General features: G+C 61.8%; 19 protein-coding genes. 10 read left to right on the plus strand and 9 right to left on the minus strand.

All coding sequences use genetic code 11. The features are described 5' to 3' along the window. The first annotated feature begins 75 nt into the window (after positions 1–75). The 7 genes from LIY36_RS26805 to LIY36_RS26835 all read left to right on the plus strand — a co-directional run bounded on the left by LIY36_RS26805 (position 76) and on the right by LIY36_RS26835 (position 12,087). The gene (locus tag LIY36_RS26805) at positions 76–4,398 is read left to right on the plus strand and encodes an RHS repeat-associated core domain-containing protein (RefSeq protein WP_226457757.1); all 4,323 of its coding nucleotides are present in this window, start codon (positions 76–78) and stop codon (positions 4,396–4,398) included. Between the two features lie 11 nt (positions 4,399–4,409). Further along, on the plus strand, positions 4,410–4,850 hold the full coding sequence (locus LIY36_RS26810) for a hypothetical protein (protein ID WP_226457758.1): 441 nt from the start codon (positions 4,410–4,412) through the stop codon (positions 4,848–4,850). Positions 4,851–4,967: 117 nt separating this feature from the next. Continuing rightward, entirely contained in the window at positions 4,968–6,131 is a 1,164-nt protein-coding gene (gene ercA / locus LIY36_RS26815; RefSeq protein WP_124528356.1) for an alcohol dehydrogenase-like regulatory protein ErcA, read from the plus strand. After that, positions 6,115–7,485 carry an ATP-binding response regulator gene (locus LIY36_RS26820; protein WP_226457759.1) on the plus strand — a complete coding sequence of 457 codons (1,371 nt, stop codon included), beginning with the start codon at positions 6,115–6,117 and terminating at the stop codon, positions 7,483–7,485. The genes ercA and LIY36_RS26820 overlap by 17 nt, the downstream gene beginning before the upstream one ends. A 104-nt stretch (positions 7,486–7,589) precedes the next feature. Then, positions 7,590–9,068 carry a DASS family sodium-coupled anion symporter gene (locus LIY36_RS26825; RefSeq protein ID WP_226457760.1) on the plus strand — a complete coding sequence of 493 codons (1,479 nt, stop codon included), beginning with the start codon at positions 7,590–7,592 and terminating at the stop codon, positions 9,066–9,068. Positions 9,069–9,301: 233 nt separating this feature from the next. Then, positions 9,302–10,945, plus strand: coding sequence for an MFS transporter (locus tag LIY36_RS26830; RefSeq protein WP_192296672.1), 1,644 nt, complete (start codon positions 9,302–9,304; stop codon positions 10,943–10,945). Continuing rightward, on the plus strand, positions 10,942–12,087 hold the full coding sequence (locus LIY36_RS26835; RefSeq protein WP_192296671.1) for an HlyD family secretion protein: 1,146 nt from the start codon (positions 10,942–10,944) through the stop codon (positions 12,085–12,087). The genes LIY36_RS26830 and LIY36_RS26835 overlap by 4 nt, the downstream gene beginning before the upstream one ends. A gap of 73 nt (positions 12,088–12,160) precedes the next feature. On the opposite strand, the gene LIY36_RS26840 is transcribed toward LIY36_RS26835, so the two are convergent. The 6 genes from LIY36_RS26840 to copC form a co-directional block, all read right to left on the minus strand. After that, on the minus strand, positions 12,161–13,054 hold the full coding sequence (locus LIY36_RS26840) for an aldose 1-epimerase (protein WP_226457761.1): 894 nt from the start codon (positions 13,052–13,054) through the stop codon (positions 12,161–12,163). Positions 13,055–13,067: 13 nt separating this feature from the next. After that, complete coding sequence (locus tag LIY36_RS26845; RefSeq protein WP_226457762.1) at positions 13,068–13,943, minus strand: SMP-30/gluconolactonase/LRE family protein; 876 nt, start codon at positions 13,941–13,943, stop codon at positions 13,068–13,070. Between the two features lie 3 nt (positions 13,944–13,946). Next, positions 13,947–14,765, minus strand: coding sequence for an NAD-dependent epimerase/dehydratase family protein (locus LIY36_RS26850; RefSeq protein ID WP_226457763.1), 819 nt, complete (start codon positions 14,763–14,765; stop codon positions 13,947–13,949). Positions 14,766–15,013: 248 nt separating this feature from the next. Beyond that, positions 15,014–16,276: an OprD family porin gene (locus LIY36_RS26855; protein ID WP_226457764.1), complete on the minus strand. Its 1,263-nt coding sequence runs from the start codon at positions 16,274–16,276 to the stop codon at positions 15,014–15,016. 299 nt (positions 16,277–16,575) lie between these two features. Next, positions 16,576–17,433 carry a copper homeostasis membrane protein CopD gene (gene copD, locus LIY36_RS26860; protein ID WP_226457765.1) on the minus strand — a complete coding sequence of 286 codons (858 nt, stop codon included), beginning with the start codon at positions 17,431–17,433 and terminating at the stop codon, positions 16,576–16,578. Positions 17,434–17,436: 3 nt separating this feature from the next. Beyond that, the gene (copC, locus tag LIY36_RS26865; protein ID WP_192296665.1) at positions 17,437–17,802 is read right to left on the minus strand and encodes a copper homeostasis periplasmic binding protein CopC; all 366 of its coding nucleotides are present in this window, start codon (positions 17,800–17,802) and stop codon (positions 17,437–17,439) included. 116 nt (positions 17,803–17,918) lie between these two features. On the opposite strand from copC, the gene LIY36_RS26870 reads away from it, so the two are divergent. Beyond that, positions 17,919–18,539 (plus strand): TetR/AcrR family transcriptional regulator, encoded by a 621-nt coding sequence (locus tag LIY36_RS26870; RefSeq protein WP_226457766.1) that lies wholly within the window; start codon positions 17,919–17,921, stop codon positions 18,537–18,539. Positions 18,540–18,661: 122 nt separating this feature from the next. Here the strand turns inward: LIY36_RS26870 and preA are convergent, their stop codons facing one another. From preA to hydA, 3 genes are all read right to left on the minus strand, one after another. Continuing rightward, positions 18,662–19,936: an NAD-dependent dihydropyrimidine dehydrogenase subunit PreA gene (preA, locus tag LIY36_RS26875; protein ID WP_192296663.1), complete on the minus strand. Its 1,275-nt coding sequence runs from the start codon at positions 19,934–19,936 to the stop codon at positions 18,662–18,664. Then, positions 19,936–21,303, minus strand: a complete 1,368-nt coding sequence (locus LIY36_RS26880) for an NAD(P)-dependent oxidoreductase (protein ID WP_226457767.1) — start codon at positions 21,301–21,303, stop codon at positions 19,936–19,938. Before LIY36_RS26880 ends, preA begins: the two co-directional genes overlap by 1 nt. A gap of 168 nt (positions 21,304–21,471) precedes the next feature. Further along, positions 21,472–22,911, minus strand: coding sequence for a dihydropyrimidinase (gene hydA / locus LIY36_RS26885; RefSeq protein ID WP_226457768.1), 1,440 nt, complete (start codon positions 22,909–22,911; stop codon positions 21,472–21,474). Positions 22,912–23,501: 590 nt separating this feature from the next. Here hydA and LIY36_RS26890 point away from each other — a divergent pair. Then, a complete protein-coding gene (locus LIY36_RS26890; protein ID WP_192296661.1) occupies positions 23,502–24,983 on the plus strand; it encodes an NCS1 family nucleobase:cation symporter-1 in 1,482 nt (493 codons plus the stop codon). 60 nt (positions 24,984–25,043) lie between these two features. Then, a complete protein-coding gene (locus tag LIY36_RS26895; RefSeq protein ID WP_192296660.1) occupies positions 25,044–26,327 on the plus strand; it encodes a Zn-dependent hydrolase in 1,284 nt (427 codons plus the stop codon). The last annotated feature ends 22 nt before the right edge of the window (positions 26,328–26,349 follow it).

Consider the following 26,349-nt stretch of genomic DNA (forward strand, 5'->3'; position numbering starts at 1 on the left):
CCTCGGAAAGTCTCACCTGAGAAATAACGGCACTGCGTGATTTGATCCTGCCTTTTCGGACAGGGACTGTTGCGCATGACGGATACGCTGTGGGCTGCCCGCGAAGGCGACGCGCTGTTGCACAGCTCGATGTTGGCGGACGTGTTGGGCGGCGTGCTGGAAGTTGCGGCGACGGTGGCCGTGACGGCACTGGCCACGGCGGCCGTTGTGGCTGCAACCGGCATCAGCGTGGCGACAGGTGGCCTGGGCTGCGTTGTGCTGGGGGCCGTGGTCGGTGTGGTGGTCGGGCTCGGCATGGGTGCAAGCGGCGCCGATAAAGGCCTTTCGCGATTATGTGAGTCTTTCGCCAACGCACTCTTCCCACCCGTCATCGATGCATTCATCAGCAGCGGTTCGCCGGATGTGTTTATCAACGGCAAACCGGCAGCGCGGGCGGCCGGGAAAGTCGCCGCCGCCGTGGCAGAAGCGGGCAGTGAACCGACTTATCTGGATATCGCCGAAGGTTTTTTCTCTCAGCTCTGGCGCCCTACGGTCGCTGCGCCGGTGGCGGGCGCTGTGCCTTGTCCTGCCGATACCGTCGACTGCACTAAACACCCGCCCATGCCGGAGCAGTACCTCGCCGAAGGTTCCAGCAAGGTATTCATCAACGGCCAGCCCGCCGTGCGCAGTGGGGACAGAAGCACCTGCGAAGCCACGGTGGGCAAGGTGCAGATTTCGTCCAACGTGGTCATCGGCGGCGCGCCGGTGGTGGTGCGTGAGATTCGCAGCGGCAAGGCGCCGGGTGTAGGGCTGGCGGTAACGGCGTTGTTGGCATCGCGCGGTGGTGGGGCGAAGTTCTTCAGCACATTGCCTTGCATGACGGTAGGTGGGTTGGTGTCGTGGGGCACAGGGCAGGTGAGCAACGCGCTTGCGTCAGCAGTGCGCGGCTCGCCCAACCCGGTGCACTGCGCCACGGGGGCGAAGATGCTCGACGGTGACGACGACCTGGATTTTGCATTGCCTGGCCTGTTGCCGATCGTGTGGCAGCGGTACTACAGCAGCCGGGATGAACGCCGTAACGGGATATTCGGCGCCGGTTGGAGTGTGGCCTATGAGGTGTTCGTCGAGATAGGCCTACATCCCGAGGGGGGCGAACGGCTGATCTACACCGACGAGCAGGCTCGGCAGATCGACATGGGCGTGATCCCGCTAGGTGCTGCGGTGTTCAGCGCCGGCGAAGGCTTGAGCGTACGCCGCCATGCCAGCGGCCACCTGCTGATTGAGCGTGTCGACGGGCTGTATCGGCTGTTCGAACCCACACCGGACAACCCTACGCATTTGCGCTTGGGCCAGTGGGGAGATCGCAATGACAACCGCGTTTTCCTCGACTATGACGATCAGGGCCGCCTGAGCCAGTTGCGCGATACCTTTGGCGTTGTGCGAATCGAGCTGAGCTACAGCCAGCAATGGCCCCGCCGTGTCGAACAGATCGAGCGCCTGTACCCCGATCACCGTCGTGAAACGCTCTCCAGCTATACCTACGATACGCACGGCGATCTTGCAGCCGTGCGCGATGCCGATGGGCATGTTCAGCGCCGCTTCGCCTATGACAGCGGCCAGCGCATGGTCGAACACCAACTGCCCACCGGCCTGCGCTGCTTTTACCAATGGGCCTGCGTGGACGACCGTGAATGGCGAGTGGTACGGCACTGGACCGATGAGGGCGACGATTATCAGTTTGACTACGACCTGCTAGTCGGGCTTACGCGGATTACCGATGGCTTGCAACGGGTCAGCACCCGCAAGTGGAACCCGCAGTACCAGATCACCGAATACACCGACAACCTGGTGCACACCTGGCAGTTCGATTGGAATGACGAGCGCCAGTTGTTGGGGGCTACCGATCCTCTGGGTGGCCAGTGGCGATTCGGCTACGACGAATCCGGCAACCTGTGCAACACACAAGATCCGCTGGGCCGTATTGAATCGACGGTGTGGCTGGAACACTGGTCGCTGCCATTGGTTGAAACCGATGCAGCCGGCCACAGCTGGCGGTATCGATACGATCAACGCGGCAATTGCGTCAGTGAAACCGACCCGCTGGGGCACGTTGTGCGCTATCGCCATGATGGAGTTGGGCAGGTCATCGAAATCACCGACGCCACGGGCAAGCGCAAAATCCAGCGCTGGAATGAAACCGGGCAGTTGATCGAGCAGGTCGATTGTTCGGGCTATGCCACAAGGTTCGAGTACGACCGTCGAGGTCATTTACAAACCCTTATCGATGCAGTCGGTGAACGCCAGCGTTATCAACACGACAGCCACGGCCGATTGCTGCAAATCGAACGGCCCTACGGTTACATCGAACACTACCTGCGCAACACCAGTGGTCAGTTGAGCGCCTACACCGATGCGGCGGGCCACACTACCCGCTACCAATATGACCGGCGCGGGCAGCTGGTGCGGCGCATTGATGCCCATGGCCGCCAGATCGAATATCGGCACGATGCCTACGGTCGATTGCAAACCCTGACCAACGAAAACGGCGGGCACTATCGCTTCGCCTGGGACCAGGGCGATCGACTCACGCAACAGCAAGACCTCGATGGCAGTGCGCGGCGTTATGCCTATGACGCGCTGGGTAACGTGATCTCGGTCGAGTACGTGCCGTTGGATGATGCACCCTCAATCGTGCACCGCCTGGAGCGCGACACTGCTGGCCGCTTGTTGGTGAAAGTGACCGCTGACGGTCGAACCGAATACACCTACGATTCAGTCGACCAACTAACCGCTATCAACTTCACAGGTATTGACGGGTCCAGCCAGACCTTGGGTTTCGCTTACGACCCGCTTGGGCAACTGCTGAGTGAACAGAGTGCGGCGGGCACGCTGAAACATCACTATGACGAGCTCGGCAACCTGATCCAAACCCAACTGCCCGACGGCCGCTGGCTCAATCGCCTGTACTACGCCAGCGCCCACCTGCACCAAATCAACCTCGACGGCCACGTCATCAGCGACTTCGAACGCGACCGCCTGCACCGCGAAGTCCTGAGCACCCAAGGCCAACTCACCACCCGCAGCGACTACGACCGCTGCGGCCGATTGCGCTCGCGTACACGCCGCCCCACAGGCCAACCCCCGCAACTGCCAGGCGCCCAGCGCCAGTTCGAATACGACCCTGCTGACAACCTGATCGCCCGCGTGCAAGCAAACCAGCGCCAACTGCTGCACTACGACGCCACCGCTCGAATCATTGCTACTCAAGACAACACTCAAGGCCAGCAAGAAACCTTCGCCTACGACGCCGCCGCCAACTTGCTGGATGGCCCACACGGGCAGAGCGGTTGGGTACGGCACAACAAACTGCTGACCTACCAGGACAAGCGCTACCGCTACGACGGCTTTGGTCGAATGAGCGAAAAACGCAGCACCCTGCGTGGCGTGCAACGCTTCACCTACGACGCCGAACACCGCCTGATCGAAGTGCACAACCCCAACGGCAACGTGGTGCGCATGACCTACGACCCGTTGGGGCGCCGTGTCGCCAAAACCGAACACGATCGCCAGGGCCGTCTACTGGGCGAAACGCGATTCGACTGGGACGGTTTGCGGCTATTGCAAGAGCATCGACACAGCCAGACTAGCCTCTATCTCTACGAAGAAGACAGCTACGCACCACTGGCCCGCATCGACGGAACGGGCGAACACCAGCGCGTGCGCTACTACCACAACGATCTGAATGGATTGCCGGAACAACTGACCGACGCTGATGGAAAAACCGTGTGGCAGGCACGGTATCGGGTGTGGGGTAGCACGCTAGAAGAGGTATGTGAGGCGGGATTTATTGAAGGGCAGAACCTGCGGTTTCAGGGGCAGTACCTGGACCGGGAAACGGGGCTGCACTTCAATACATTCAGGTTTTATGATCCGGATGTGGGGCGCTACACGACGCCAGATCCAATAAGTCTGAAGGGAGGGCTAAATTTATATGCATACACAATCAATCCGTTTGATTGGGTTGATCCGCTGGGGCTGTCATGCCGTGTAAACGCGGTCGGTAGAACGCCAGGTAAAAAAAGCAAAACAGGGAAAGCGGTCATCGCTCGAATGCGCGCTGAGAGTCGCATCAAAGGTGAAGGCAAGAATATGCAGTTCAAGAGTCGGCTAGACAATGAGTGGTACCCGCTAAAGGATGCTGATATGGCTCACCGGACCGACGCCGTCAGATACTGGAATCAGAGAGGTGGCTATCACGGTGCCAAGGCTAAAGAAGTACGGGGCTGGATGCGCGATCCGAACAACTATGAATTGGAGCACTACAGCTACAATCGATCCCGAGGTGCAAGCCTGAAAGAGCGATACAGGGACCCAGGTCTTTTCATGGGGCCGGCCGAGAAACCTGATTATAGATACTGAGAAGGTTGTCTATGAAAGACCTGTCTGAAGAAAGCCCAGATCTGGAAGCGAAAATTTCGTCGATTATGGAGGCGGGAAACGAGCTAGACGAAAAGGGCAAAACAACTCAGGCGCTTGCTGCATATGTGCAAGCCTGGGAGCTACTTCCAGAGCCCAAAGTCAGCTGGAAGCTATTGACCGGGTGGATCGCAGGTTCGCTTTATAACGTTTACTTTGGAAACGGTGATTTTAAAAAGGCCAAATATTGGGCTCAAGCAGCGCTCGGCGGCAGAAGTTCCGAGCGCAATACCGGCCCATTGATAGATCTGGGCATGGCCTGCCTCGAGCTTTTTGAGGAAGACGAGGCATTTCAACATTTCGACGATGCCTACGCCGCCGGTAAAGAGAGAGCTTTCCAAGAAAGGCCAAAAAAATATTTGAGTTTTTATTTGAGTAAGAAGAGGAAGAGATGACGAACTCACGTAATCGCATCGGGGCAATTGGAGATGCCCCTTTGGTCTGATTGCATTCCCCCCCGGATCGGTTAGTGTGGAGCCCATCCTTCCAAAATAATAAAAACAGGCTTTCCAATGAGCCCAAACCTCAGCCTCCTGCGTAAATTCGTCTCGCCTGAAATCATTTTTGGCGCCGGCTGCCGGCACAACGTCGGCAATTACGCGAAGACCTTCGGCGCGCGCAAGGTGCTGGTGGTCAGCGACCCCGGGGTGATCGCCGCCGGTTGGGTCGCCGACGTCGAAGCCAGCCTGCAAGCCATCGGTATCGATTACTGCCTGTACTCCGCCGTGTCCCCCAACCCCCGCGTTGAAGAAGTGATGACCGGCGCCGAGGTCTACCGTGAAAACCACTGTGACGTGATCGTCGCCATTGGCGGCGGCAGCCCGATGGACTGCGGCAAGGCCATCGGTATCGTGGTCGCCCACGGGCGCAGCATTCTCGAGTTCGAAGGCGTGGACACCATCCGCGTGCCCAGCCCGCCGCTGATCCTGATCCCCACCACCGCCGGCACCTCGGCGGATGTCTCGCAGTTCGTGATCATTTCCAACCAGCAGGAACGCATGAAGTTCTCCATCGTCAGCAAGGCGGTGGTGCCGGATGTGTCGCTGATCGACCCGGAAACCACGGCGAGCATGGACCCGTTCCTGTCCGCCTGCACTGGCATCGACGCGCTGGTGCATGCCATCGAGGCGTTCGTCTCCACCGGCCATGGCCCGCTGACCGATCCCCATGCCCTGGAAGCCATGCGCCTGATCAACGGCAACCTGGTGCAGATGATCGCCAACCCCACCGACATTGCCCTGCGCGAGAAGATCATGCTCGGCAGCATGCAGGCCGGACTGGCGTTCTCCAATGCGATCCTTGGCGCGGTGCACGCCATGTCCCATAGTCTTGGCGGGTTCCTCGACCTGCCCCACGGGCTGTGCAACGCGGTGTTGGTGGAGCATGTGGTGGCGTTCAACTACAGCTCGGCGCCGGAGCGTTTCCAGGTGATTGCCGAGACGTTCGGCATCGACTGCCGGGGCCTCAACCACCGGCAGATCTGCGGGCGGTTGGTGGAGCATCTGATCGCGTTGAAGCACGCGATCGGTTTCCACGAAACCCTCGGCCTGCACGGGGTGCGTGTGGCGGATATTCCGTTTTTGTCCGAGCATGCAATGGATGACCCGTGCATCCTCACCAACCCGCGCGCGTCGAGCCAGCGTGATGTTGAGGTCGTTTATGGCGAAGCACTCTGACGACCCGCAACGCGCGCTGTCTGCGCTGCTGGGGCTGGGCGACCAGTCGGCGCGCAAGAGTCACTACCCGGAGCTGACCGCACGCCTGGATGAGTTGGAGGCCGAGCGCAAGCGCTATATCCGCCTCAACGACGAGTTGGAGCAGCGCGTCGCCGCACGCACCGATGAATTGCTGGAAGCCAACCACAATCTGCAGCAGCAGATCGCCCAGCGCGAACAGATCGAACAGGATCTGCGCGACGCCCGCGACGCCGCCCAGGCCGCCAACCGCAGCAAGGACAAGTACCTCGCCGCCGCCAGCCATGACCTGCTGCAACCACTGAACGCCGCACGGCTTTTGATCGCCACCTTGCGTGAGCGCCAGTTGCCCGATGTCGAGCGGGTACTGGTGGAACGCACGCACCAGGCGCTGGAAGGCGCCGAGGATCTGCTCACCGACCTGCTCGACATCTCGCGACTCGACCAGGCGGCGGTCAAGCCGGATGTGGCCCTGTATCGCCTGGATGAAGTGTTCGCGCCGCTGGTCTCGGAATTCCAGTCGGTGGCCCAGGCGGCCGGGCTGAATTTGCGCGTGCACACCGGGCATTACGCGGTGCGCACCGACCTGCGCTTGTTGACGCGGATTCTGCGTAACTTTCTCAGCAACGCTTGCCGCTACACCGACGACGGCTGCATCCTCCTCGGCGCACGACTCCGGGGCGATTGCCTGCGCCTGGAGGTGTGGGACACCGGGCGCGGGATTGCGGCGGATCGGCTGGAGGCGATTTTCCTTGAGTTCAACCAGCTGGATGTCGGCCGTGCAGCGGATCGCAAGGGGGTGGGGTTGGGCTTGGCGATTGTCGAGCGGATCGCCGAGATCCTTGGCTACCCGATTGCCGTGCGCTCCTGGCCGGGGCGCGGCTCGATGTTCAGCATCGAAGTGCCGCTGAGTGCCGAGATGCCCCTGGCGATCAGCCAACTGCCGGTACAACCGACCACCGGCAATCCGCTGCCGGGGCGGCGCTTGCTGGTGATCGACAACGAAACCAGCATCCTCGAAAGCATGAGCGCGCTGCTCGAACAGTGGGGCTGCGAAGTGCTCACCGCCACCGACCAGGCCGGTGCGATGGCGGTGTTGCAGGGCAGGGCGCCGGAGTTGATCCTCGCCGACTATCACCTCGACCACGGCGTGGTCGGCTGCGAGGTGGTCAAGCAGTTGCGCGAGCATTTCGCCTGCAAGATCCCCGCGGTGATCATCACCGCCGACCGCACCGACCAATGCCGTCGCGCCTTGCGTCGGCTGGATGCGCCGTTGCTGAACAAACCGGTCAAGCCCGGCAAGTTGCGGGCGGTGTTGAGCCAACTGCTCAGTTGAAGCGTAAACCCAAGCCCTTGTGGGAGCGATTGATACCCGTCAACACCGGGTGCGGCAATTTGGGCCATGCTTGCGGCCTGATTTAAAGGCTGACGGAGCCCGCCATGAACGCCCCCGCGACAATCGCTGCACCCTTCAAATTGCCCTTGGGCCTGGTCATCGCCGTACTGGTGATGGCCGGGGTGCTGCTGTTGCCGCTGCCGGCGGACTTGCCGGTGGCCGGGCATCGCATGCTGGCGATCCTCGCGTTTGCCGTGGTGGTGTGGATCACCGAGGCGGTGTCCTACGAGGCCAGCGCGATCATGATCACGTCGCTGATGGCGTTCCTGTTGGGCACTGCGCCGTCGCTGCAAGACCCTGCGCATCTGATCGGCACCAGCCCGGCCATCAGCATGGCGTTGACCGGGTTCTCCAACCCGGCGCTGGCGCTGGTGGCGGGCGCGCTGTTTATCGCGGCGGCCATGACCCACACCGGCCTGGACCGGCGCATTGCGTTGGTGACGCTGAGCCGGGTCGGCACCAGCACCCGGCGCATCCTGCTGGGGGCGATTGCCGTGACCATCCTGCTCAGCCTGGTGGTGCCCAGCGCCACGGCGCGCAGTGCCTGTGTGGTGCCGATCATGATGGGCGTGATCGCTGCATTCGGCGTGGACAAGCGCTCGAACATCGCCGCCGCGATCATGATCGTGGTGGCCCAGGGCACCAGTATCTGGAACGTCGGCATCCAGACTGCTGCGGCGCAGAACCTGCTCACCGTCGGTTTCATGGACAAGATGCTTGGCCAGCGCGTGTCGTGGATCGACTGGCTGATCGCCGGGGCGCCGTGGGCGTTGATCATGTCGGCGGTGCTGTTGTTCCTGGTGCTCAAGCTGCTGCCGCCGGAGACCGATAGCATTCCCGGTGGCAAGGAGGCGGTGGCCCAGTCACTGGTGGACATCGGCCCGATGACCGGGCCGCAGAAACGCCTGCTGAGCGTGTCGGTATTGTTGCTGCTGGCCTGGGCCACCGAAGGGCGCCTGCACAACTTCGACACCACCTCGACCACTTACGCCGGGCTGGTGTTCCTGCTGCTGCCGGGGCTTGGGGTGATGACCTGGAAGGATGTGCAGTCGCGCATTCCGTGGGGCACGGTGATTGTGTTTGGTGTGGGCATCAGCCTGGGCACCGCGCTGCTGACCACCCAGGCCGGGCAATGGCTGGGCTCCCAGGTGGTGGCGCATACCGGCCTGGATCAAGTCGGGCCGCTGGGGGTGTTTGCGATCCTGGGCGCGTTTTTGATCCTGATTCATTTGGGCTTCGCCAGCGCCACGGCGCTGACCTCGGCGTTGCTGCCGATTTTGATTGCGGTGTTGCAGACCTTGCCTGGCGAATTCAGTCGGTTGGGCATGACCATGTTGCTGGGGTTTGTAATGAGCTACGGGTTTATCCTGCCGATCAATGCGCCGCAGAATATGGTGTGTTTGGGCACCGGAACGTTTACGGCGCGGCAGTTTGCCAAGGTGGGGATTCTGGTGACGCTGATCGGCTATGGCTTGATGCTGGTGTTCGCTGCCACTTACTGGAGCTGGCTGGGCTGGATCTGACTCAGAACACGCCGCAGATCCAATGTGGGAGCGGGCTTGCTCGCGAATGCGCAGTGTCAGTCAGCAAATGTAGTGACTGATCCACCGCATTCGCGAGCAAGCCCGCTCCCACACAAGCCTGCTCCCACATTTTTTCCGGCGCACACTTCAGTCATCATTTGTACCTTCTCGATGGCAAGATGAACTTCGCTCAGGTTTACTGTCTCTGAGTACCGGTTTACCTGAGTCGTCGAATGGACAAATACACCCCCCGCACCTGGCAGCCCCACGAGCGGCCGAGCCTGCCCGGTTCGCCGTCCACCCCGTTGCACCCGACGCCCAAGCGCTGGCTGTTCGCACTGGTCGGCGTGCTGGTGGCAATCACCGGCGGCTTGGGCAACGCGCTGGTCATCGCCAACCTGCAATACCTGCAAGGCGCCCTGGGTGCGACCACTGCGGAAATGGCCTGGCTGCCCGCCGCCTATGTGATGACCAACGTGTGCATGAACCTGTTGCTGGTGAAGTTCCGCCAGCAGTTCGGCCTGCGTGCGTTTACCGAGGTGTTCCTGGTGCTGTACGCGCTGGTGACCTTCGGGCACTTGTTCGTCAACGACCTCAGTTCGGCGATTGCGGTGCGGGCGGCCCACGGCATGGTCGGCGCGGCACTGAGTTCGTTGGGCTTGTATTACATGATCCAGGCCTTCCCGGCCAAATGGCGTTTGAAATCCCTGGTGCTGGGCCTGGGCACGGCACAACTGGCGTTGCCGCTGGCGCGGTTGTTCTCCGAGGACTTGCTGCAAATTGCCGAATGGCGCGGCTTGTACCTGTTCGAACTGGGCCTGGCGCTGATCTGCCTGGGCTGTGTGTTCCTGCTCAAGTTGCCGCCTGGTGATCGTTTCAAGACCTTCGAAAAACTCGACTTCCTGACCTTCGCCCTCTTGGCCAGCGGCGTGGCCCTACTGTGTGCGGTGCTGTCCCTGGGCCGGATCGACTGGTGGCTGGAAGCGCCGTGGATCGGCGTCGCCTCGGCGTGTTCCCTGGTATTGATCATGGCTGGCCTGGCCATCGAGCATAACCGCGCCAACCCGATGCTGATGACCCGTTGGCTGGGCAGCGGGGTGATGATCCGGCTGGCGTTGGCGGTGATCCTGATCCGTATGGTGCTGTCCGAGCAGTCCACCGGCGCCGTGGGGTTCATGCAGGTGCTGAACATGAGCTACCAGCAAATGCACACGTTGTACCTGGTGATGCTGGCCGGGGCGATTGCCGGGCTTGCGGTCAGCGCGTTGACGATCAACCCGGCGCATCTGCTGATGCCTCTGGTGATTTCCCTGGCGTTGATGGCCACAGGTTCGGTGATGGACAGTTTCTCCAGCAACCTGACCCGCCCGCAGAACCTGTACATCAGCCAGTTCCTGCTAGGCTTCGGCGGCACGTTCTTCCTTGGGCCGACCATGGTGCTGGGCACCAAGAACGTGCTGGCCAACCCGCGCAATCTGGTGAGTTTTTCAGTGATGTTCGGCATTTGCCAGAACCTCGGCGGCCTTATCGGCGCGGCGCTGCTGGGTACGTTCCAGATCGTGCGCGAGAAGTTTCATTCGAGCATGATCGTCGAACACCTGACCCTGCTGGACCCGCGTGTGGCCGCGCGGGTGGCGAGCGGTGGCTCGGCCTACGGTGGTGTGATCGCCGACCCCGAGTTGCGCAACCTCATGGGTATCCGCAGTCTCGCGACGGCGGCCACCCGTGAGGCGAATGTGATGGCTTACAACGATGTGTTCATGCTGATCGCGATCATCGCGATGCTGACCATGATCTGGATCTTTATCCGCAGTCTGTGGCTGATGAGTACCACTCGAGCAGCCACTCCCGTTCAACCCAGCGGCGCACCTACATGACCGAACCTTCAACCACGACCACCACCGCCATCGCCGCCACCCCCGAAGGCAGCACGCCGCCGGGCGCGGTGCCCACCGAACTGCGCCCGCTGCGGGTGCGGATCATCTCGTCCCTGGGCTTTGCCGCGATTGCCATTGTCGGCGTGCTGATCGTGCTTTACGCCTGGCAACTGCCGCCGTTCAGCAGTGCAGTGGAAACCACCGAAAACGCCCTGGTGCGCGGGCAGGTCACGATCATCGGGCCGCAGCTCAGCGGCTACGTGTTTGAAGTCCCGGTGCAGGACTTCCAATACGTAAAGACCGGCGACCTGCTGGTGCGCCTGGATGATCGCATCTACAAACAGCGCCTCGACCAGGCGCTGGCACAGTTGGCGGTGCAGAAGGCGTCGCTGGCCAACGTGGTGCAGCAGCGCAATAGCGCCGAAGCCACCATCAAGCTGCGCCAGGCGGCGTTGGCGGACAGTGAGGCGCAGGCGCGCAAGAGCACCGCGGATTTGCGCCGCAATGAAGAGCTGATCAGCGATGGTTCGGTGTCCCGGCGCGAGCTGGACGTGACCCGTGCCGCGAACGCGCAGACCCTCGCGGCGGTGGCCCAGGCCCAGGCGAGCCTGGAAATCGCGCGGCAGGATTTACAGACGGTGATCGTCAATCGCGGTTCCCTGGAAGCGGCGGTGGCGAGTGCGGATGCGGCGGTGGAACTGGCGCGGATCGACCTGTCGAACACGCGCATCACCGCACCACGTGACGGCCAGCTGGGGCAGATTGGCGTGCGCCTGGGGGCCTACGTCAACTCCGGCGCGCAACTGATGGCACTGGTACCGCCGCAGTTGTGGGTGATCGCAAACATGAAGGAAACCCAGATGGACAACGTGCAGGTGGGGCAACCTGTGACGTTCACCGTGGATGCACTGAACCACCGCAAGTTTCATGGCACGGTGCAGCATATTTCACCGGCCACCGGGTCGGAGTTCAGCCTGTTGCAGGCAGACAATGCCACCGGCAACTTCGTGAAAATTGCCCAGCGGGTGCCGGTGCGGATTACGGTGGATGCGGATCAGGCCGAGAGCGAACGGCTGAGGCCGGGGTTGTCCGTGGTGGTCAGTATCGACACCGCAGGGCGCCTCAAAAACAGCCCACCCTGACACTGACACAACAGCGATCAAAACTGTGGAAGCGGGCTTGCTCGCGAAAGCGGTGTGCCAGGCGCTGAATGAGTTACTGCGCCACCGTATTCGCGAGCAAGCCCGCTCCCACAGTTGGAAGGTATTTCAGCTTGAATGACAGATGTGCCGACTGGTTTTGTTCCAGCAACTTCAACCCCGGCTTGCCGGGCAGATGATGGGCATTCACCGGGTGGCTTACCGGCTCGATGCAAAAGAACTCCAACCCCGGCGGGCAGTAGAGCAGGAAGTAATCGGCGCCGCTGGCCTGGCATTCCAGGGCGTAACCCAGGTCCGGTTGCTCGATGCGGCACTGCCCATCCCAGTGACAGAAGCCGTTGTCGACCAGGCCGTCGGGCAGGCCTTTCAACTGCTGGAAATCCCAATCCACTGGCACCGGCGCCAGGCCCGTGGGCAGTTTCGCCGCATCACTGAGCCACACCTGCGAAGCCTTGGCCTGCAACCGCGTGCCGGGTGTGCGGGGCAAATACGGATGCAGTCCCAACCCATGCCACGCGGCTTTCTCGGCCAGGTGCGTGACCGTTAACGCGATGTTCAACTCACCGTCCCGCAAGCCAAAGCGTTGCTCGGCGCGATAGGCGAACGGTGTGTCGCACAACACCTGCATCACCACTTCATCCGCCGACTGGCTGACCACCTGCCACGCCTGCTGCCACGCCGAACCGTGGATCGGCAACGGGTCGGTGCGGCTGTTGGGTTGCAGGGGCAGCCAGCCGTCGGGGTTGTTGAAGCCGCCTGCCGCGATGCGGTTGGACCAGGGCGCGAGTGGGTAGCAGCCCAGTTTGCCCGGCAGGCCGCTGTTCACGGCGTGCTCATCGCTGTGGCGCAACAATGGCTGGCCGGTGGCGATGACCTGCCAGTTGACGATGCTGCCGCCGATGGCGGGGGCCAGGGTGAGGTGGGTGAGGGCGTCTTTGAGTTCGATCATCAGGGCTGTCCCGTCAGAGGGTGAAAGTCGGCTCGGGCAAACCCTGCACGCCAGGATTGAGGGCAAACACGCCACCCGACAGCGACTGTTCGCTCGGATCATCGCGGATCGAGGTGACGAACAGTGTGTCCAACCGGCTGCCGCCAAAGGCGCACATGGTGGGCTTTTTCACCGGGACGCTGAGGGAGCGGTCGAGGCGTCCGTCGGGGGTGAAACGGTGGATCAGCCCGGCGTCGTTGGCGCAGATCCAGTAGCAACCGTCGGCGTCCACTGCGGCGCCGTCGGGGCGGCCGGGGTGCTGGTGCATGTCCACGAATAGGCGGCGGTTGGATGGCGTGCCGCTGTCGATGTCGTAGTCGAATGCCCAGATCTGTTGCACCAACGGGTGAGAGTCCGAGGCGTACATCGTGCGCCCATCGGGGCTGAAGGCCAGGCCGTTGAGGGTGATGAAACCGTCCAGTTCGGCATGGGGCGCCTGGCCAGCGGTGTACCGATACAGAATGCCTGCGGCCGCATTCAAGCCCATGTCCAGCACCATGCTGCCGGCCCAGAAGCGGCCCTGGCGATCACAGCGGCCATCGTTCAGGCGCATGTCCGCGCGGGGGTGTTCGACGCGGGCCAAGGGCGTGCTGTCGAGGCTGCCGTCGTTGTGCGCGGTGAGCTGGAAAAAGCCGCTTTCCATGCCGGCGACCCAGTTGCCCGCCGTCGTGCGGGCAATGCAGGCGAGCATCTGCGGGGCTTTCCAGGCGGCGATGTGGCCGCTGGCGGCGCTCCAGCGTTGCAGGCCGCCGTGGGGGATGTCCACCCAGTACAGTGCGTTTTCTGCGGGCACCCACACCGGGCATTCGCCTACGACGTTGCGGGCGTCGACAATCAGTTCTGCACTCATGGGTCAGTCCCCGAACGGCCCGGCCGCGCAGAAGGCGCCGCCCTGGTAGACCTTGGCCGGATCATCGGCGGCCACTGGTGGCAGGGCTTCGACCTGGGCGCGGAACACTTCGGAGTTATCCTTGGGCGCGTAGCCCAGGTGTGCGGCGTAGCGGTTGTCCCACCAGGTGTCGAGGTTATCCGACATGCCGTAGACCACGGTGTGGCCGACGTCTGGCGTGTACAGCGCGCGTTCGAGCAGTTGGGTCAGGTCATCGAAGCTTAGCCAGGTGTGCATCATGCGGCGGTTCTGCGGTTGCGGGAACGACGAGCCGATGCGGATGCTCACGGTCTGGATGCCGTAGCGATCGAAGTAGAAACTGGCCATGTCCTCGCCGTAGGACTTGGACAGGCCGTAGTAGCTGTCCGGGCGACGGGGCGAATGGGCGTCGAGGATTTCACCTTGTTTGTGAAAGCCGATCACGTGGTTGGAACTGGCGAAGATCACACGTTTGACCCCATGCCGACGTGCAGCTTCGTAGATATGGAAAATCCCGCTGATGTTGGCGCCGAGGACCTCTTCAAAGGAGCGCTCCACCGATACACCGCCAAAGTGCAGGATGGCGTCGACGCCTTCCACCAACTGGTGCACGGCTTGTTTGTCGGCGAGGTCGCAGGGTTGGACTTCTTCGGCGTCGTCAGCGGCCGGGGCCATCTCGGCGATGTCCGACAGGCGCAGTACGCGGGCATAAGGGCGCAGGCGTTCACGCAGGACTTTGCCCAGGCCACCGGCGGCACCAGTGAGCAGCAGGCGGTTGAAGGGAGCGGGAGTGGTCGTGGTCATGGGCGTTCCATTGTTGTTGTAGGTTGTCGTATGACTAGGCCAAAGTATCGTTACAGATTCCCCGGCTTGTCAACGCTCCTTGCGGCGAATGCAATTCAAGTGTGGGAGCGGGCTTGTGTGGGAGCGGGCTTGCTCGCGAAAGCGGTGTGTCAGTTACAGGTGTGCTGACTGATCCACCGCTTTCGCGAGCAAGCCCGCTCCCACAGGGGGATTTGCGTTGGCTGCACAGGCGGGTTCGACGTGAATGTTTACAGCAGTGAAATCGGGTAGCTGATGAAGAGTCGGTTCTCGTCGAACTCATTGTTGCTGAAGTCGCGACGCATGGTCGAGTTTCGCCATTTCACGTTCAGGTTCTTCAGCGCGCCACTTTGCACGGTGTAGGCCAGTTCCGACTCGCGGCCCCATTCCTTGCCGTCGGTGATCGTTCCGGTGTGCACGTTACTGCCACTGATGTAGCGATTCATCAGCGTCAGCCCCGGCACGCCAAGCACCACGAAGTTGAAGTCGTGCCGCACCTGCCAGGACTTTTCCTTGGCGTTGTCGTAGCTGGCGTTGTAGCTGTCGTTGGCCAGGGTGCCGCCGCTGGTGCCGTTGATCTTCATCCAGGCGCTGTCGCCGGTGAGTTTTTGCAGGCCCACATAGAAGGTGTTGCCGCCGTAGCGTGCCGAGAGCAGGGCGAAAGCGGTCTTGTTGTCGAGGTCGCCAGCCAGGGCGCTGCCGTCTTCCTTGCCGGTGAAGAAACCGAGGTTGGCGCCCAAGGTCCAGTCGCCTACGGGCTGGCTGTGCGTGAGGTTGAGGTACTGTTGCTGGTAGATGTCGCTGAGTTCGGCGTACCACAGGCCGACCTGGGTGCGCTTTTCGTTGAAGCTGTATTCGGCGCCGCCGAAGTTGAAACGATCGGAGGTGAACGCGGCTTTGCCGTTCATGAACATGTCTTCCATGCTCGCGTCGTTGCGTGGGCTGTTGCCACGGAACTGGCCGCCGTAGAGGGTCAGGCCGGCGATTTCATTGGAGGTGAGCTGGCCGCCACGAAAGGTCTGGGGCAGGGAGCGGCCGTCGTCGGAGCGCAGGATCGGCAGCACCGGCATCCATTCGCCGACCTTCAGTTCGGTCTTCGACAAGCGGGTTTTCAGCGCCACGCCCAGGCGTCCGAAGTTGTCTGCCGGGCGGCCGTCGCTGTGGATCGGCAACAATTGGGTGCCACCCGTGCCTTTGCCGCCGTCGAGCTTCTGCGAGTACAGGCCCAGCACGTCAATGCCAAAGCCCACGGTGCCTTGGGTGAAGCCGGACTTGGCGTCGAGAATGAAGTTCTGCGTCCACTCTTGCGCCTTGGCCTGGGGGTTGCTCGGGTTGGTGAAGTTGCGGTTGAAGTAGGCGTTGCGCAGGTTGAGCGTGGCCTTGGCGTCGTCGAGAAAGCCGTCGGCGTGGGCGCCGAGGGGCAGGGTGACGATCAGGCTGCCGAGGCTGACAAGGCCCAGGCGTACGCAGGAATTGCGGGCGAATTGACTCACAGTGGAGCTCCCTTGCTTTGTTGTTTTTATTATTTGTCGTACGTCGTCGTACAACATTGAGCTGAGTATTTGCGTGGTTTGTGGGGGTTGTCAATCAGAAGTTATACGATGACCTGACTCGCCACCGTTTATAGAATGGGCACGGTTCAAGTGTGGGAGCGGGTTTGTGTGGGAGCGGGCTTGCTCGCGAATACGGTGGATCAGCCAACACGCCTGTAACTGACACACCGCTTTCGCGAGCAAGCCCGCTCCCACACAAGTCCGCTTCCACATTTGGATTGATGTTCGACTTGAGGGGGCTATTGGGTCATGACCATCGGCGGCAGGGTGCCGAGGAGGGAAACGGCGGCGACCGCTGAAATGCCCAGCAGCCACTCCAGCAGCACACTGGCCTTCAGGCTGCCTTGGCGTTCGTCACAGCGTTCGATTCGTAATCGATTCAACAGCGCCAGGGCGAGCATGCCCAGCACCAGCATCACCTTGATCAGCAGAATCAACGCGAAACCGCTGAACAGCGGCGTTGGCCATAGCTGACCAGTCAGCACGCGTACGTTGATCAACCCGGTCACCAACAATCCCGCGACCAAGCCATAGCCCACGCCGCTGAACCGCCGCAAGATCGGCTCCAGCGCATAGCCCTGGGTTTGGCGCAGGATCAACACCAGCACCCACAAACCGCCGAGCCAGGCGCTGACGCAGGCCAGGTGCACCACCTGATTGAGGATCAGCAGGCGCCCGCTGAGCCCATCGAGCATCGCGCCATGGCCCACGGGGGCGAGGGTGGCCAGCAGCAACGCGATCAGCGGCAGGCGCAGCGTCGGCCAGGGTTTGATCAATGCGGTCAACAGCAACAGGTTGAGCAGCAGATGCCACACCCACACCTGGCCAAAAAACGTCTTGCCCAGCACCAACTCGACGGTGGTCGGTTGCCATGCGGCGTCCCAACTGCCAGCCATGCTGGCGGTGATCAGCAGCAGCCAGGTGATCCCAGACAACAGCGCGACCCAGGCCAGTGCCCGGGTGCCGCGCAGCAGTTGCCGGTCCAGCGCCGGTTGCACTTCGTTGCCGAGCAGCCAGGGCTTGAGCACGCAGGCCCCGAACATCAACAGCACCGCAATGAAATGCACGAAACGGCACAGCACCAACAGCGTCGCCATGGCTTATTGGCCGACCTTGAAGCTGTATTCACCGTTGCTCTTGTGGGTGTCGACCGATACCGCGTTCCACACCACCTTGTAGTTGCCGGCAGCCAGCGGCGCGGCAGGGGTGACCACCAGGGTTTTCTTGTCCTTGTCCGGGGTTGCCAGGCCCTTGATGGCGACTTCGGTGCCGTCTTTGCTCAGGGAGACCTTGGTGAAGGTGGCTTCGACGCCTTCGCTGAAGGTCAGGCGCAGGTCGGCGGGCGCGGCGACGGTGCTGTCGGCGGCGGGCGTGGCGCTTTTCAGGTGGGCGTGGGCAAAGGCCGCCGAAGCGCCCAGCAGGGAAGCGAGCAGGGTAAGGGTGGTCAGGGTCTTTTTGATCAACATTGTTCAATACCAATCAATGGGGAGAAGCGGGCAGTGTACGAAGTTTCGGTATGGCCTGTCGCCGCGATCTAGAGCCGGTGGTAGTCTCTAACCCATGTTGTTGTCGGGGAGCCCTCATGGGCAATCACAAGATTGGCATTCGTCGGGTCAACGTCGAGAAAATCCTGCTGGCGGCAGAGAAGATCTTCGCCGAAAAGGGCTATGGCAGCACCGCCATGGCCGACATCGCTGAAGAAGTGCAACTGCCGCGTTCCAACCTGCACTACTACTTCACCACCAAGAGCGAGCTGTACAGCGCGGTGCTGTTCGACCTGCTGGAAGTGTGGAAGCAGGACGCCCTGAGCTTCGAGACCTTCGATGACCCGCGCGTGGTGCTCAGCAGCTACATCCGCGCCAAGATGCAACGCTCGCGCACGCGGCCGTATGGCTCGAAAGTCTGGGCCAACGAAATCATCCACGGTGCGCCCACACTGGGTGAGGCGTTGGATGCCAGCCTGTACGACTGGGCCAAGATGAAAGAGGCGAAGATTCGCCAGTGGGTGGAGGACAAGCGCATCCTGCCGGTGGAACCGTCGAGCCTGCTGTACATGATCTGGGCGTCGACCCAGCACTACGCGGACTTTGATCACCAGGTGAAGATTCTGAATGATCACCAGCCGTTGTCGGATATGCAGTTCGAGCGGGCGATCCAGACGGTGACCGGGGTGATTTTGCGCGGGATTGGGTTGGAGCCCTGATTTTTGTGGTGGGGCTGAGGGCCTCTTCGCGAGCAAGCCCGCTCCCACAGTGGACCGCATTTTATCTGGAGGAATGCGGTTGAATGTGGGAGCGGGCTTGCTCGCGAAGGCGGCTTAAAGGACTACACAGCCTCCCGATATGGATTACGCGGGTCCTGCGTCCAATTCAAATACGGCTTGCCAGTGTCTATCGCCACCATCTCGATGCAGTCCGCTACCGGGCAGGTGATCTGGCACAGGTTGCAGCCCACGCACTCGTCATCGATGACCTCGTATAGGTGCGTGCCATCCGCCTGTTTCAAACTCGCAATCGCCTGGTGCGAGGTGTCCTCGCAGGCAATATGGCAACGTCCGCAACCTATGCATGCCGCCTGATCGATCTTGGCGATGACCTGGTAGTTGATGTCGAGGTACTTCCAATCCGTGGTGTTGCCCACCGCCCGCCCGGAGAATTCCTGCAAGCTCTTGTAGCCCTGGCTGTCCATCCACCGCGACAGCCCGTCCTTCATCTCTTCCACAATCCGGAACCCATGCAGCATCGCCGCCGTGCACACCTGCACCGCGCCGCAGCCAAGGGCCACGAACTCCGCCGCATCGCGCCAGTTGCCGATGCCGCCAATGCCGCAGATCGGCAGGCCCTGGGTCTGCGGGTCGCGGGCAATTTCGGCGACCATGTTCAGCGCGATCGGCTTGACCGCCGAGCCGCAATAACCGCCGTGGGTGCTTTGGCTGCCGACCACGGGCAGGGCGACCATGCGCTCCAGGTCCACGCTGGTGATGGAGTTGATGGTGTTGATCAGCGACACCGCATCCGCGCCGCCGCGATAGGCCGCCCGCGCCGCCACGCGGATGTCGGTGATGTTCGGTGTGAGCTTGACGATCACCGGCAGCGAGCAATAGGTCTTGCACCAGCGCGTCACCTGCTCGACGTACTCCGGCACTTGGCCGACCGCTGCGCCCATGCCGCGCTCGGGCATGCCGTGGGGGCAGCCGAAGTTCAGCTCGATACCGTCGCAGCCGGTGGCTTCCACCAGGGGCAGGATGTTTTTCCAGGATTGCTCCACACACGGCACCATCAGCGAGACGATCAGCGCGCGGTCGGGCCAGTCTTTTTTCACCTGGGTGATTTCCCGCAGGTTGATCTCCAGGGAGCGGTCGGTGATCAGCTCGATATTGTTGATGCCCAGCACTTCGCGGTTGGCGCCGTAGTGCGCCGAGTAACGTGACGACACGTTGACCGCCGCCGGGTCTTCACCCAGGGTTTTCCAGACCACGCCGCCCCAGCCGGCTTCGAAGGCGCGGACTACGTTGTAGGCCTTGTCGGTGGGTGGCGCAGAGGCCAGCCAGAATGGATTGGGGGCTTTGATACCGGCGAACACAATCGAGAGATCGGCCATTACGCAGCCTCCATATTCAGCATAAGTTGGGCGTGCATGGCAATGGCTGCCAGCTTGCCGTGTTGCACCGCCTGCACGGTGAGGTCCTGGCCGAGGCTGACGCAATCGCCGCCGGCATACACCCCGGGAATGCTGGTGCGCAGCTGCTCGTCGACAAAGATCCGCTCGCCGACGCGTTGCAGTTGCTGGGCCAGTGGATCGTGCAGCGCCGCGTTGTCGAAGCCTTGGCCGATGGCTTTGAAGATCGCATCGGCGGCCAGTTCGAAGGTTTCGCCGGTGGGGTGCAGGCGGCCGTTTTCCAGGCGTGTGCGCAGGAAACGCATGCCGCGTACGTGGCCTTGGTCATCCAGCAGGACTTCTTCGGGTTGGGCCCAGGTCAGCAGGCGCACCTGGTTGGCTTTGGCGATGTCCTGCTCATGGTGGGTTGCGCCCATGTCCGCCAGGCCACGGCGGTACACCAGGTTTACATCGCGGGCGCCGAGGCGGGCCATCTGCACGGCCATGTCGATGGCGGTGTTGCCGGCGCCGAGCACGATGCAACGGTCGGCCAGGGGCAGTTGGGTGAGGTCATCGGCCTGGCGCAGTTCGCGGATGTAGTCGGTGGCGGCGAGCAGCCCGGGGGCATCTTCATGGGGCAGGCCCAGTTGTTTGCTGGCAGCCAGGCCGAGGCCGAGGAACACTGCGTCGAACTGCTGGTGCAGGTCGCTCAGCGTGAGGTTGTCGCCCAGGCGCTGGCCGTGGCGGATCTCGATGCCGCCGATCTGCAGGAGGAAATCCAGTTCCTTCTGGGCGAAGTCATCCACCAGTTTGTACTTGGCGATCCCGTATTCATTCAGGCCGCCGGCTTTTTCCCGGGCTTCGAAGATCACCACGTCATGGCCATGCAGGGCGCTGCGATGGGCACAGGCCAGACCGGCGGGCCCGGCGCCGACCACGGCGATGCGCTTGCCGGTGGACGCCGCGCGGTGGAACGGGTGTTCGCTGAAGTGCGCGTTGTCCACGGCGTAGCGTTGCAGCAGGCCGATCAGCACGGGGGCGCATTCCTCGGCGTTGTTGCGCACGCAGGCTTGCTGGCACAGGATTTCGGTGGGGCAGACCCGCGCGCAGCTGCCGCCGAGGATGTTGGCCGAGAGGATTTTCTGCGCGGCGCCTTGCACGTTGTCGGTGTGGATGTTGCGGATGAACGACGGGATGTCGATCTCACTGGGGCATGCGTTCACGCACGGCGCGTCGTAGCAGTACAGGCAGCGCGAGGCTTCCAGTTGGGCCTGGCGGGCGTTGAGGGGCGGTGCCAGGTCGGTGAAGTGGCCGGCGAGGGTGGGTCCATCCTCGGTGGAATGGGGGAGGTGGGTCAGGGTCTGGATCACGGGTTTGGCCTCACGGTTATTGAGGTACTGCCTCTGATGGGCATTGGTTTTTGTGTTGCTTGTGCTGGCCTCTTCGCGAGCAAGCCCGCTCCCACATTGGATTGGGTTCACATATTTTTATTTGTGAATACAGTCAGTGTGGGAGCGGGCTTGCTCGCGAAGGCGGTGTCAGCGTTTCACAGCCATGGGCCTGGAATGCGCAGCCCGCTTGCTCAACTGCTCAAACACCGCCGGATACGCCGGCCGCTCCACATACCGCCCGGCACCGCGCTCGGCGCGCAGGTCGCCATCGGCCCAGACCAGCTTGCCCTGGCTGATGGTATGGCTCGGCACGCCGCGCACGGTCTTGCCTTCGAAGATGTTGAAGTCGACTTGTTGATGGTGGGTCTTGGCGGAAATCGTCCGCGTACCCTCGGGGTCCCACAGCACCAGGTCGGCATCCGCGCCCACCCGGATCGCGCCTTTGCGCGGGTAGAGGTTGAAGATCTTCGCGGTGTTGGTGGAGGTCAGCGCAACGAAGTCCTGCATCGACAGGCGCCCACTGTTGACGCCTTCGTCCCACAGCACCGCCATGCGGTCTTCGATACCGGCAGTGCCGTTGGGGATCTTGCTGAAGTCGTCACGCCCGGCGGCTTTTTGCTCGGCGCAGAAGCAGCAGTGGTCGGTGGCGGTGGTGTGCAGGTTGCCCGATTGCAGCCCCTGCCAGAGTGCCTCCTGATGCCCGTGTGGGCGAAACGGCGGGCTCATTACGTAGCCCGCGGCGGTTTGCCAGTCGGGGTGGCGGTAGACGCTGTCGTCCAGCAGCAGGTGGCCGGCGAGGACTTCGCCATACACCGGCTGGCCTTTGCCACGGGCGTAGGTGATTTCATCCAGCGCTTCTTTGGTGGAGACATGCACCAGATACAGCGGTGTGCCGATGGTTTCGGCGATGCGGATCGCGCGGCTGGCCGCTTCGCCTTCGACCTGGGAGGGGCGTGACAGTGGATGCGCTTCCGGCCCGGTAATGCCCTGGGCCATCAGCTTGCGTTGCAGGTGATACACCAGCTCGCCGTTTTCGGCGTGCACGGTGGGCACCGCGCCCAGTTCCAGGCAGCGCTCGAAGCTGGCTACCAGGGTATCGTCCGCCGCCATGATCGCGTTCTTGTAGGCCATGAAGTGCTTGAAGCTGTTGATGCCGTGGTGGTTGACCAGTTCGGCCATCTCTTCGCGGACCTGCTCGCTCCACCAGGTGATCGCCACATGGAAGCCGTAGTCGGCGGCGGATTTTTCCGCCCAGCCGCGCCATTGGTGAAAGGCTTCGAGCAAGGACTGCTGCGGGTTGGGAATTACAAAGTCGATGATCGAGGTGGTGCCCCCCGCCAGGCCTGCCGCCGTGCCACTGAAAAAATCTTCGCTGGCCACGGTGCCCATGAAGGGCAGTTGCATATGGGTGTGGGGGTCGATGCCGCCGGGCATCAGGTATTGGCCGCTGCCGTCGAGTATTTCAGTGCCGGCGGGTATATCCAGGTTTGTACCAATAGCCCGGATTAGACCGCCTGCGCATAAAACATCGGCGCGGTAACTTTCATCATGGGTAATAACGGTGGCGCCACGGATCAACAGCGACATGTCGAGTTCCTCACAGGCTTGACCGGCTTGTGCCAGTTCTAAGTGTTGTAATGCTGCTGGCCGATGAGTGGTTTATTCCTGTCATCGGTGACAGGAATAGAAACTAGCCCGAGTTTTTCGATTGAGCAAGCAGAATTTACATAAGCTTATATCGTGTTTAAGTGCATGATTTTTAAAGATAAAAACAATAATCACCAAAATGAGGCGTGTGTTCACCGTTTTGACGCACTTGACAGGTTCATAAATTGAGCAACATTTCTTATTGCAAATCAGGCGCTTGAGATATGCCGCTTGACGGCGCTAGGAAATAAAAATAATTGTGTTGCACCAGATTGAGTCCTGACAGTTCGGGCAACTTCCAGATTATTTAGCCTGAGTAACCTGGCAAGTACCCTGGGTTCAATCGGAAAGCTGATAAACATCAGTTGGTTATATAAGCGGTGCGGGTAGCGGGGCAGTGGTCGGCACGGTTATTGAGTGCAGTGGCGGCTGGCCGGGCCCGTGATGTCATGTTGTTTACGAGGTACTCCGGCCATCCGGCGCAACACGCTGGGTGAGCAACAATAATTCGAAAAAACCGTGGAGCGGCCATGCAACAGAACAGATCGCAAGTCATTGAACGCAACGGCCTGTACGAACTCGACGCCGGCCCCGACGTCCTCGACAGCCCGCGCTATAACCACGACATGGCACCGACCAAGGTGCATGAACGAACCTGGAACAAATGGCACATCACCGCGCTGTGGGTCGGCATGTCGATCTGCGTGCCCACCTATACGCTGGGTGGCGTGCTGACGGCGTATTTCGGCTTGTCGGTGGGCGAGGCGCTGATGGCGATTTTGCTGGCCAACATCGTGGTGCTGATCCCGCTGACCCTCAATGCCTTTCCTGGCACCAAGTACGGGATTCCATTCCCGGTGTTGCTGCGTTCGTCGTTCGGCATTCTTGGCTCCAACGTGCCGTGCCTGATCCGCGCGCTGGTGGCGTGCGGCTGGTTTGGTATCCAGACGATGTTTGGCGGGCTCGCGATCCACCTGTTCCTGGGCTCGGTTTTCGAGGGCTGGAAGTCCCTCGGGGGTACCGGCGAAGTGATCGGCTTCATGATTTTCTGGACGTTGAACCTCTGGGTGGTGCTGCGCGGCGCCGAGTCGATCAAGCGCCTGGAGACCCTCTCGGCACCGCTGTTGGTGGCGGTCGGGATTGGTTTGCTGGTGTGGGCGATGCCCAATGTGTCCATCAGCGAGTTGATGGCGATCCCGCCGAAACGCCCGGAAGGCGCGAGCCTCACCGGTTACTTCATGGCCGGCCTGACCGCAATGGTGGGCTTCTGGGCCACCTTGTCGCTGAATATTCCCGACTTCAGCCGCTACGCGAAAAGCCAGAAAGACCAGATCCTCGGGCAAATCTTCGGCCTGCCGCTGACCATGTTCCTGTTCGCCGCCCTCGGCGTGATCATGACCGCGGCGTCGGTGAAACTGGTCGGCGTGAGTGTGTCCGACCCGGTGACGTTGATCGGGCATATCCAGAGCCCGGTGTGGGTGGCGATTGCAATGTTGCTGATCATCATCGCGACCCTGTCCACCAATACGGCGGCGAACATTGTCTCGCCGACCAATGACTTCCAGAACATCGCGCCCAAGCTGATCAACCGCACCACGGCGGTGATTCTCACCGGGTTGGTGGGGCTGGTGTTGATGGGGCATGAACTGCTGAAAAAGCTCGGGCTGATCGTTTCCGATGTGAGCCTGGAGACCGTCTACTCCAACTGGTTGCTCGGCTATTCGAGCCTGCTGGGACCGATCGCCGGGATCATGGTGGTGGACTACTTCATCACCCGCAAACAACAACTCGACCTTGCCGGTTTGTACCGCGATGACGTGTACCCGGCGTGGAACTGGAGCGGGTTTATCGCGTTTGGCGTGCCTGTGGTGCTGACGTTGCTGTCGTTGGGCAGCGATGCGTTCAGCTGGTTCTACAGCTACGGCTGGTTTACCGGCTCGGCGTTGGGTGGGTTGTTGTATTACGGCTTGAATGCCAAGCGCGGGGCCAGTCCGGTTGCCGTCAAGACTTGACCTCTTTTCACTGTTGCAAAGGGTTCAAACCATAAGAAATGTAGCCTGAGGAGACCCCCAATGAACGCTGCCCTCGACGTTCTGCAATCGCCCCATCAGCACATCAACCGTGACCGCCTGTGGCAGTCGCTGATGGACCTGGCCAGGCTCGGCGCCACGCCCAAGGGCGGCGTGTGTCGCCTGGCCCTTACCGACCTCGACCGCCAGGCCCGCGACCTGTTCGTGCAATGGTGCGAAGACGCCGGTTGCACGGTGACGGTCGACGGCATCGGCAACATCTTCGCCCGTCGTCCTGGTCGCAACCCCAACCTGCCCCCGGTGATGACCGGCAGCCACATCGATACCCAGCCCACGGGTGGCAAGTTCGACGGATGCTTCGGCGTGCTCGCCGGTGTGGAAGTCCTGCGCACCCTCAATGACCTCAAGGTGGAAACCGAAGCGCCGTTGGAAGTGGTGGTCTGGACCAATGAAGAAGGCTCGCGCTTTCCTCCGTGCATGATGGGCTCGGGAGTGTTTGCGCAGAAGTTTACCTTGGCCGATACCCTGGCCAAGCAGGATGCCGATGGCGTCTCGGTCGGCGATGCGTTGAATGCCATTGGTTACGCGGGTACACGACCGGAGAGCGGGCACAAGGTTGGCGCCTATTTCGAGGCACATATCGAGCAGGGGCCGATTCTTGAGGACGAGAAAAAGACCATCGGCGTGGTGCTCGGCGCGTTGGGGCAGAAGTGGTTCGACCTGAAGTTGCGCGGCGTTGAAGCCCATGCAGGGCCGACGCCGATGCACCTGCGCAAGGATGCCCTGGTCGGTGCGGCGGCCGTGGTGGCCGCGGTGAATGCCGCGGCGTTGGGGCATCAGCCTCATGCGTGTGGGACAGTGGGTTGCCTGCAGGCTTACCCCGGTTCACGCAACGTGATTCCTGGCGAAGTACGCATGACCCTGGACTTCCGTCATCTGGAACCGGCGCGGTTGGATTCGATGATCGCCCAGGTACGCCAGGTGATCGACGACACCTGTGCCAAGCATGGCCTGACGTTCGAGATGGTGCCGACGGCGGACTTCCCGCCGCTGTATTTCGATAAGGGCTGCGTGGACGCGGTGCGGGATGCGGCGAACGGGTTGGGCCTGTCGAACATGGATATTGTCAGCGGGGCAGGGCACGACGCGATCTTCGTCGCCGAGCTGGGCCCGGCAGGGATGATTTTTGTGCCGTGTGAAGGGGGTATCAGCCATAACGAAATCGAGAATGCTGCCCCGGATGATCTGGCGGCGGGCTGTGCGGTGTTGCTGCGCGCAATGGTTGCCGCTTCTGCTGCTATCGCCAACGGCAAACTCGCCGCCTGATTGTAGTGAGCGGGCAAGCCCC

It is taken from the genome of Pseudomonas sp. AF03-9, from assembly GCF_020515815.1.
Classification (GTDB): Bacteria; Pseudomonadota; Gammaproteobacteria; order Pseudomonadales; family Pseudomonadaceae; genus Aquipseudomonas.

Coding starts and splice junctions, on each gene's coding strand:
- LIY36_RS26805 (WP_226457757.1), top strand. CDS start 76: ATGACGGATACGCTGTGGGCTGCCCGCGAAGGCGACGCGCTGTTGCAC.
- LIY36_RS26810 (WP_226457758.1), top strand. CDS start 4,410: ATGAAAGACCTGTCTGAAGAAAGCCCAGATCTGGAAGCGAAAATTTCG.
- ercA (WP_124528356.1), top strand. CDS start 4,968: ATGAGCCCAAACCTCAGCCTCCTGCGTAAATTCGTCTCGCCTGAAATC.
- LIY36_RS26820 (WP_226457759.1), top strand. CDS start 6,115: ATGGCGAAGCACTCTGACGACCCGCAACGCGCGCTGTCTGCGCTGCTG.
- LIY36_RS26825 (WP_226457760.1), top strand. CDS start 7,590: ATGAACGCCCCCGCGACAATCGCTGCACCCTTCAAATTGCCCTTGGGC.
- LIY36_RS26830 (WP_192296672.1), top strand. CDS start 9,302: ATGGACAAATACACCCCCCGCACCTGGCAGCCCCACGAGCGGCCGAGC.
- LIY36_RS26835 (WP_192296671.1), top strand. CDS start 10,942: ATGACCGAACCTTCAACCACGACCACCACCGCCATCGCCGCCACCCCC.
- LIY36_RS26840 (WP_226457761.1), bottom strand. CDS start 13,054: ATGATCGAACTCAAAGACGCCCTCACCCACCTCACCCTGGCCCCCGCC.
- LIY36_RS26845 (WP_226457762.1), bottom strand. CDS start 13,943: ATGAGTGCAGAACTGATTGTCGACGCCCGCAACGTCGTAGGCGAATGC.
- LIY36_RS26850 (WP_226457763.1), bottom strand. CDS start 14,765: ATGACCACGACCACTCCCGCTCCCTTCAACCGCCTGCTGCTCACTGGT.
- copD (WP_226457765.1), bottom strand. CDS start 17,433: ATGGCGACGCTGTTGGTGCTGTGCCGTTTCGTGCATTTCATTGCGGTG.
- copC (WP_192296665.1), bottom strand. CDS start 17,802: ATGTTGATCAAAAAGACCCTGACCACCCTTACCCTGCTCGCTTCCCTG.
- LIY36_RS26870 (WP_226457766.1), top strand. CDS start 17,919: ATGGGCAATCACAAGATTGGCATTCGTCGGGTCAACGTCGAGAAAATC.
- preA (WP_192296663.1), bottom strand. CDS start 19,936: ATGGCCGATCTCTCGATTGTGTTCGCCGGTATCAAAGCCCCCAATCCA.
- hydA (WP_226457768.1), bottom strand. CDS start 22,911: ATGTCGCTGTTGATCCGTGGCGCCACCGTTATTACCCATGATGAAAGT.
- LIY36_RS26890 (WP_192296661.1), top strand. CDS start 23,502: ATGCAACAGAACAGATCGCAAGTCATTGAACGCAACGGCCTGTACGAA.
- LIY36_RS26895 (WP_192296660.1), top strand. CDS start 25,044: ATGAACGCTGCCCTCGACGTTCTGCAATCGCCCCATCAGCACATCAAC.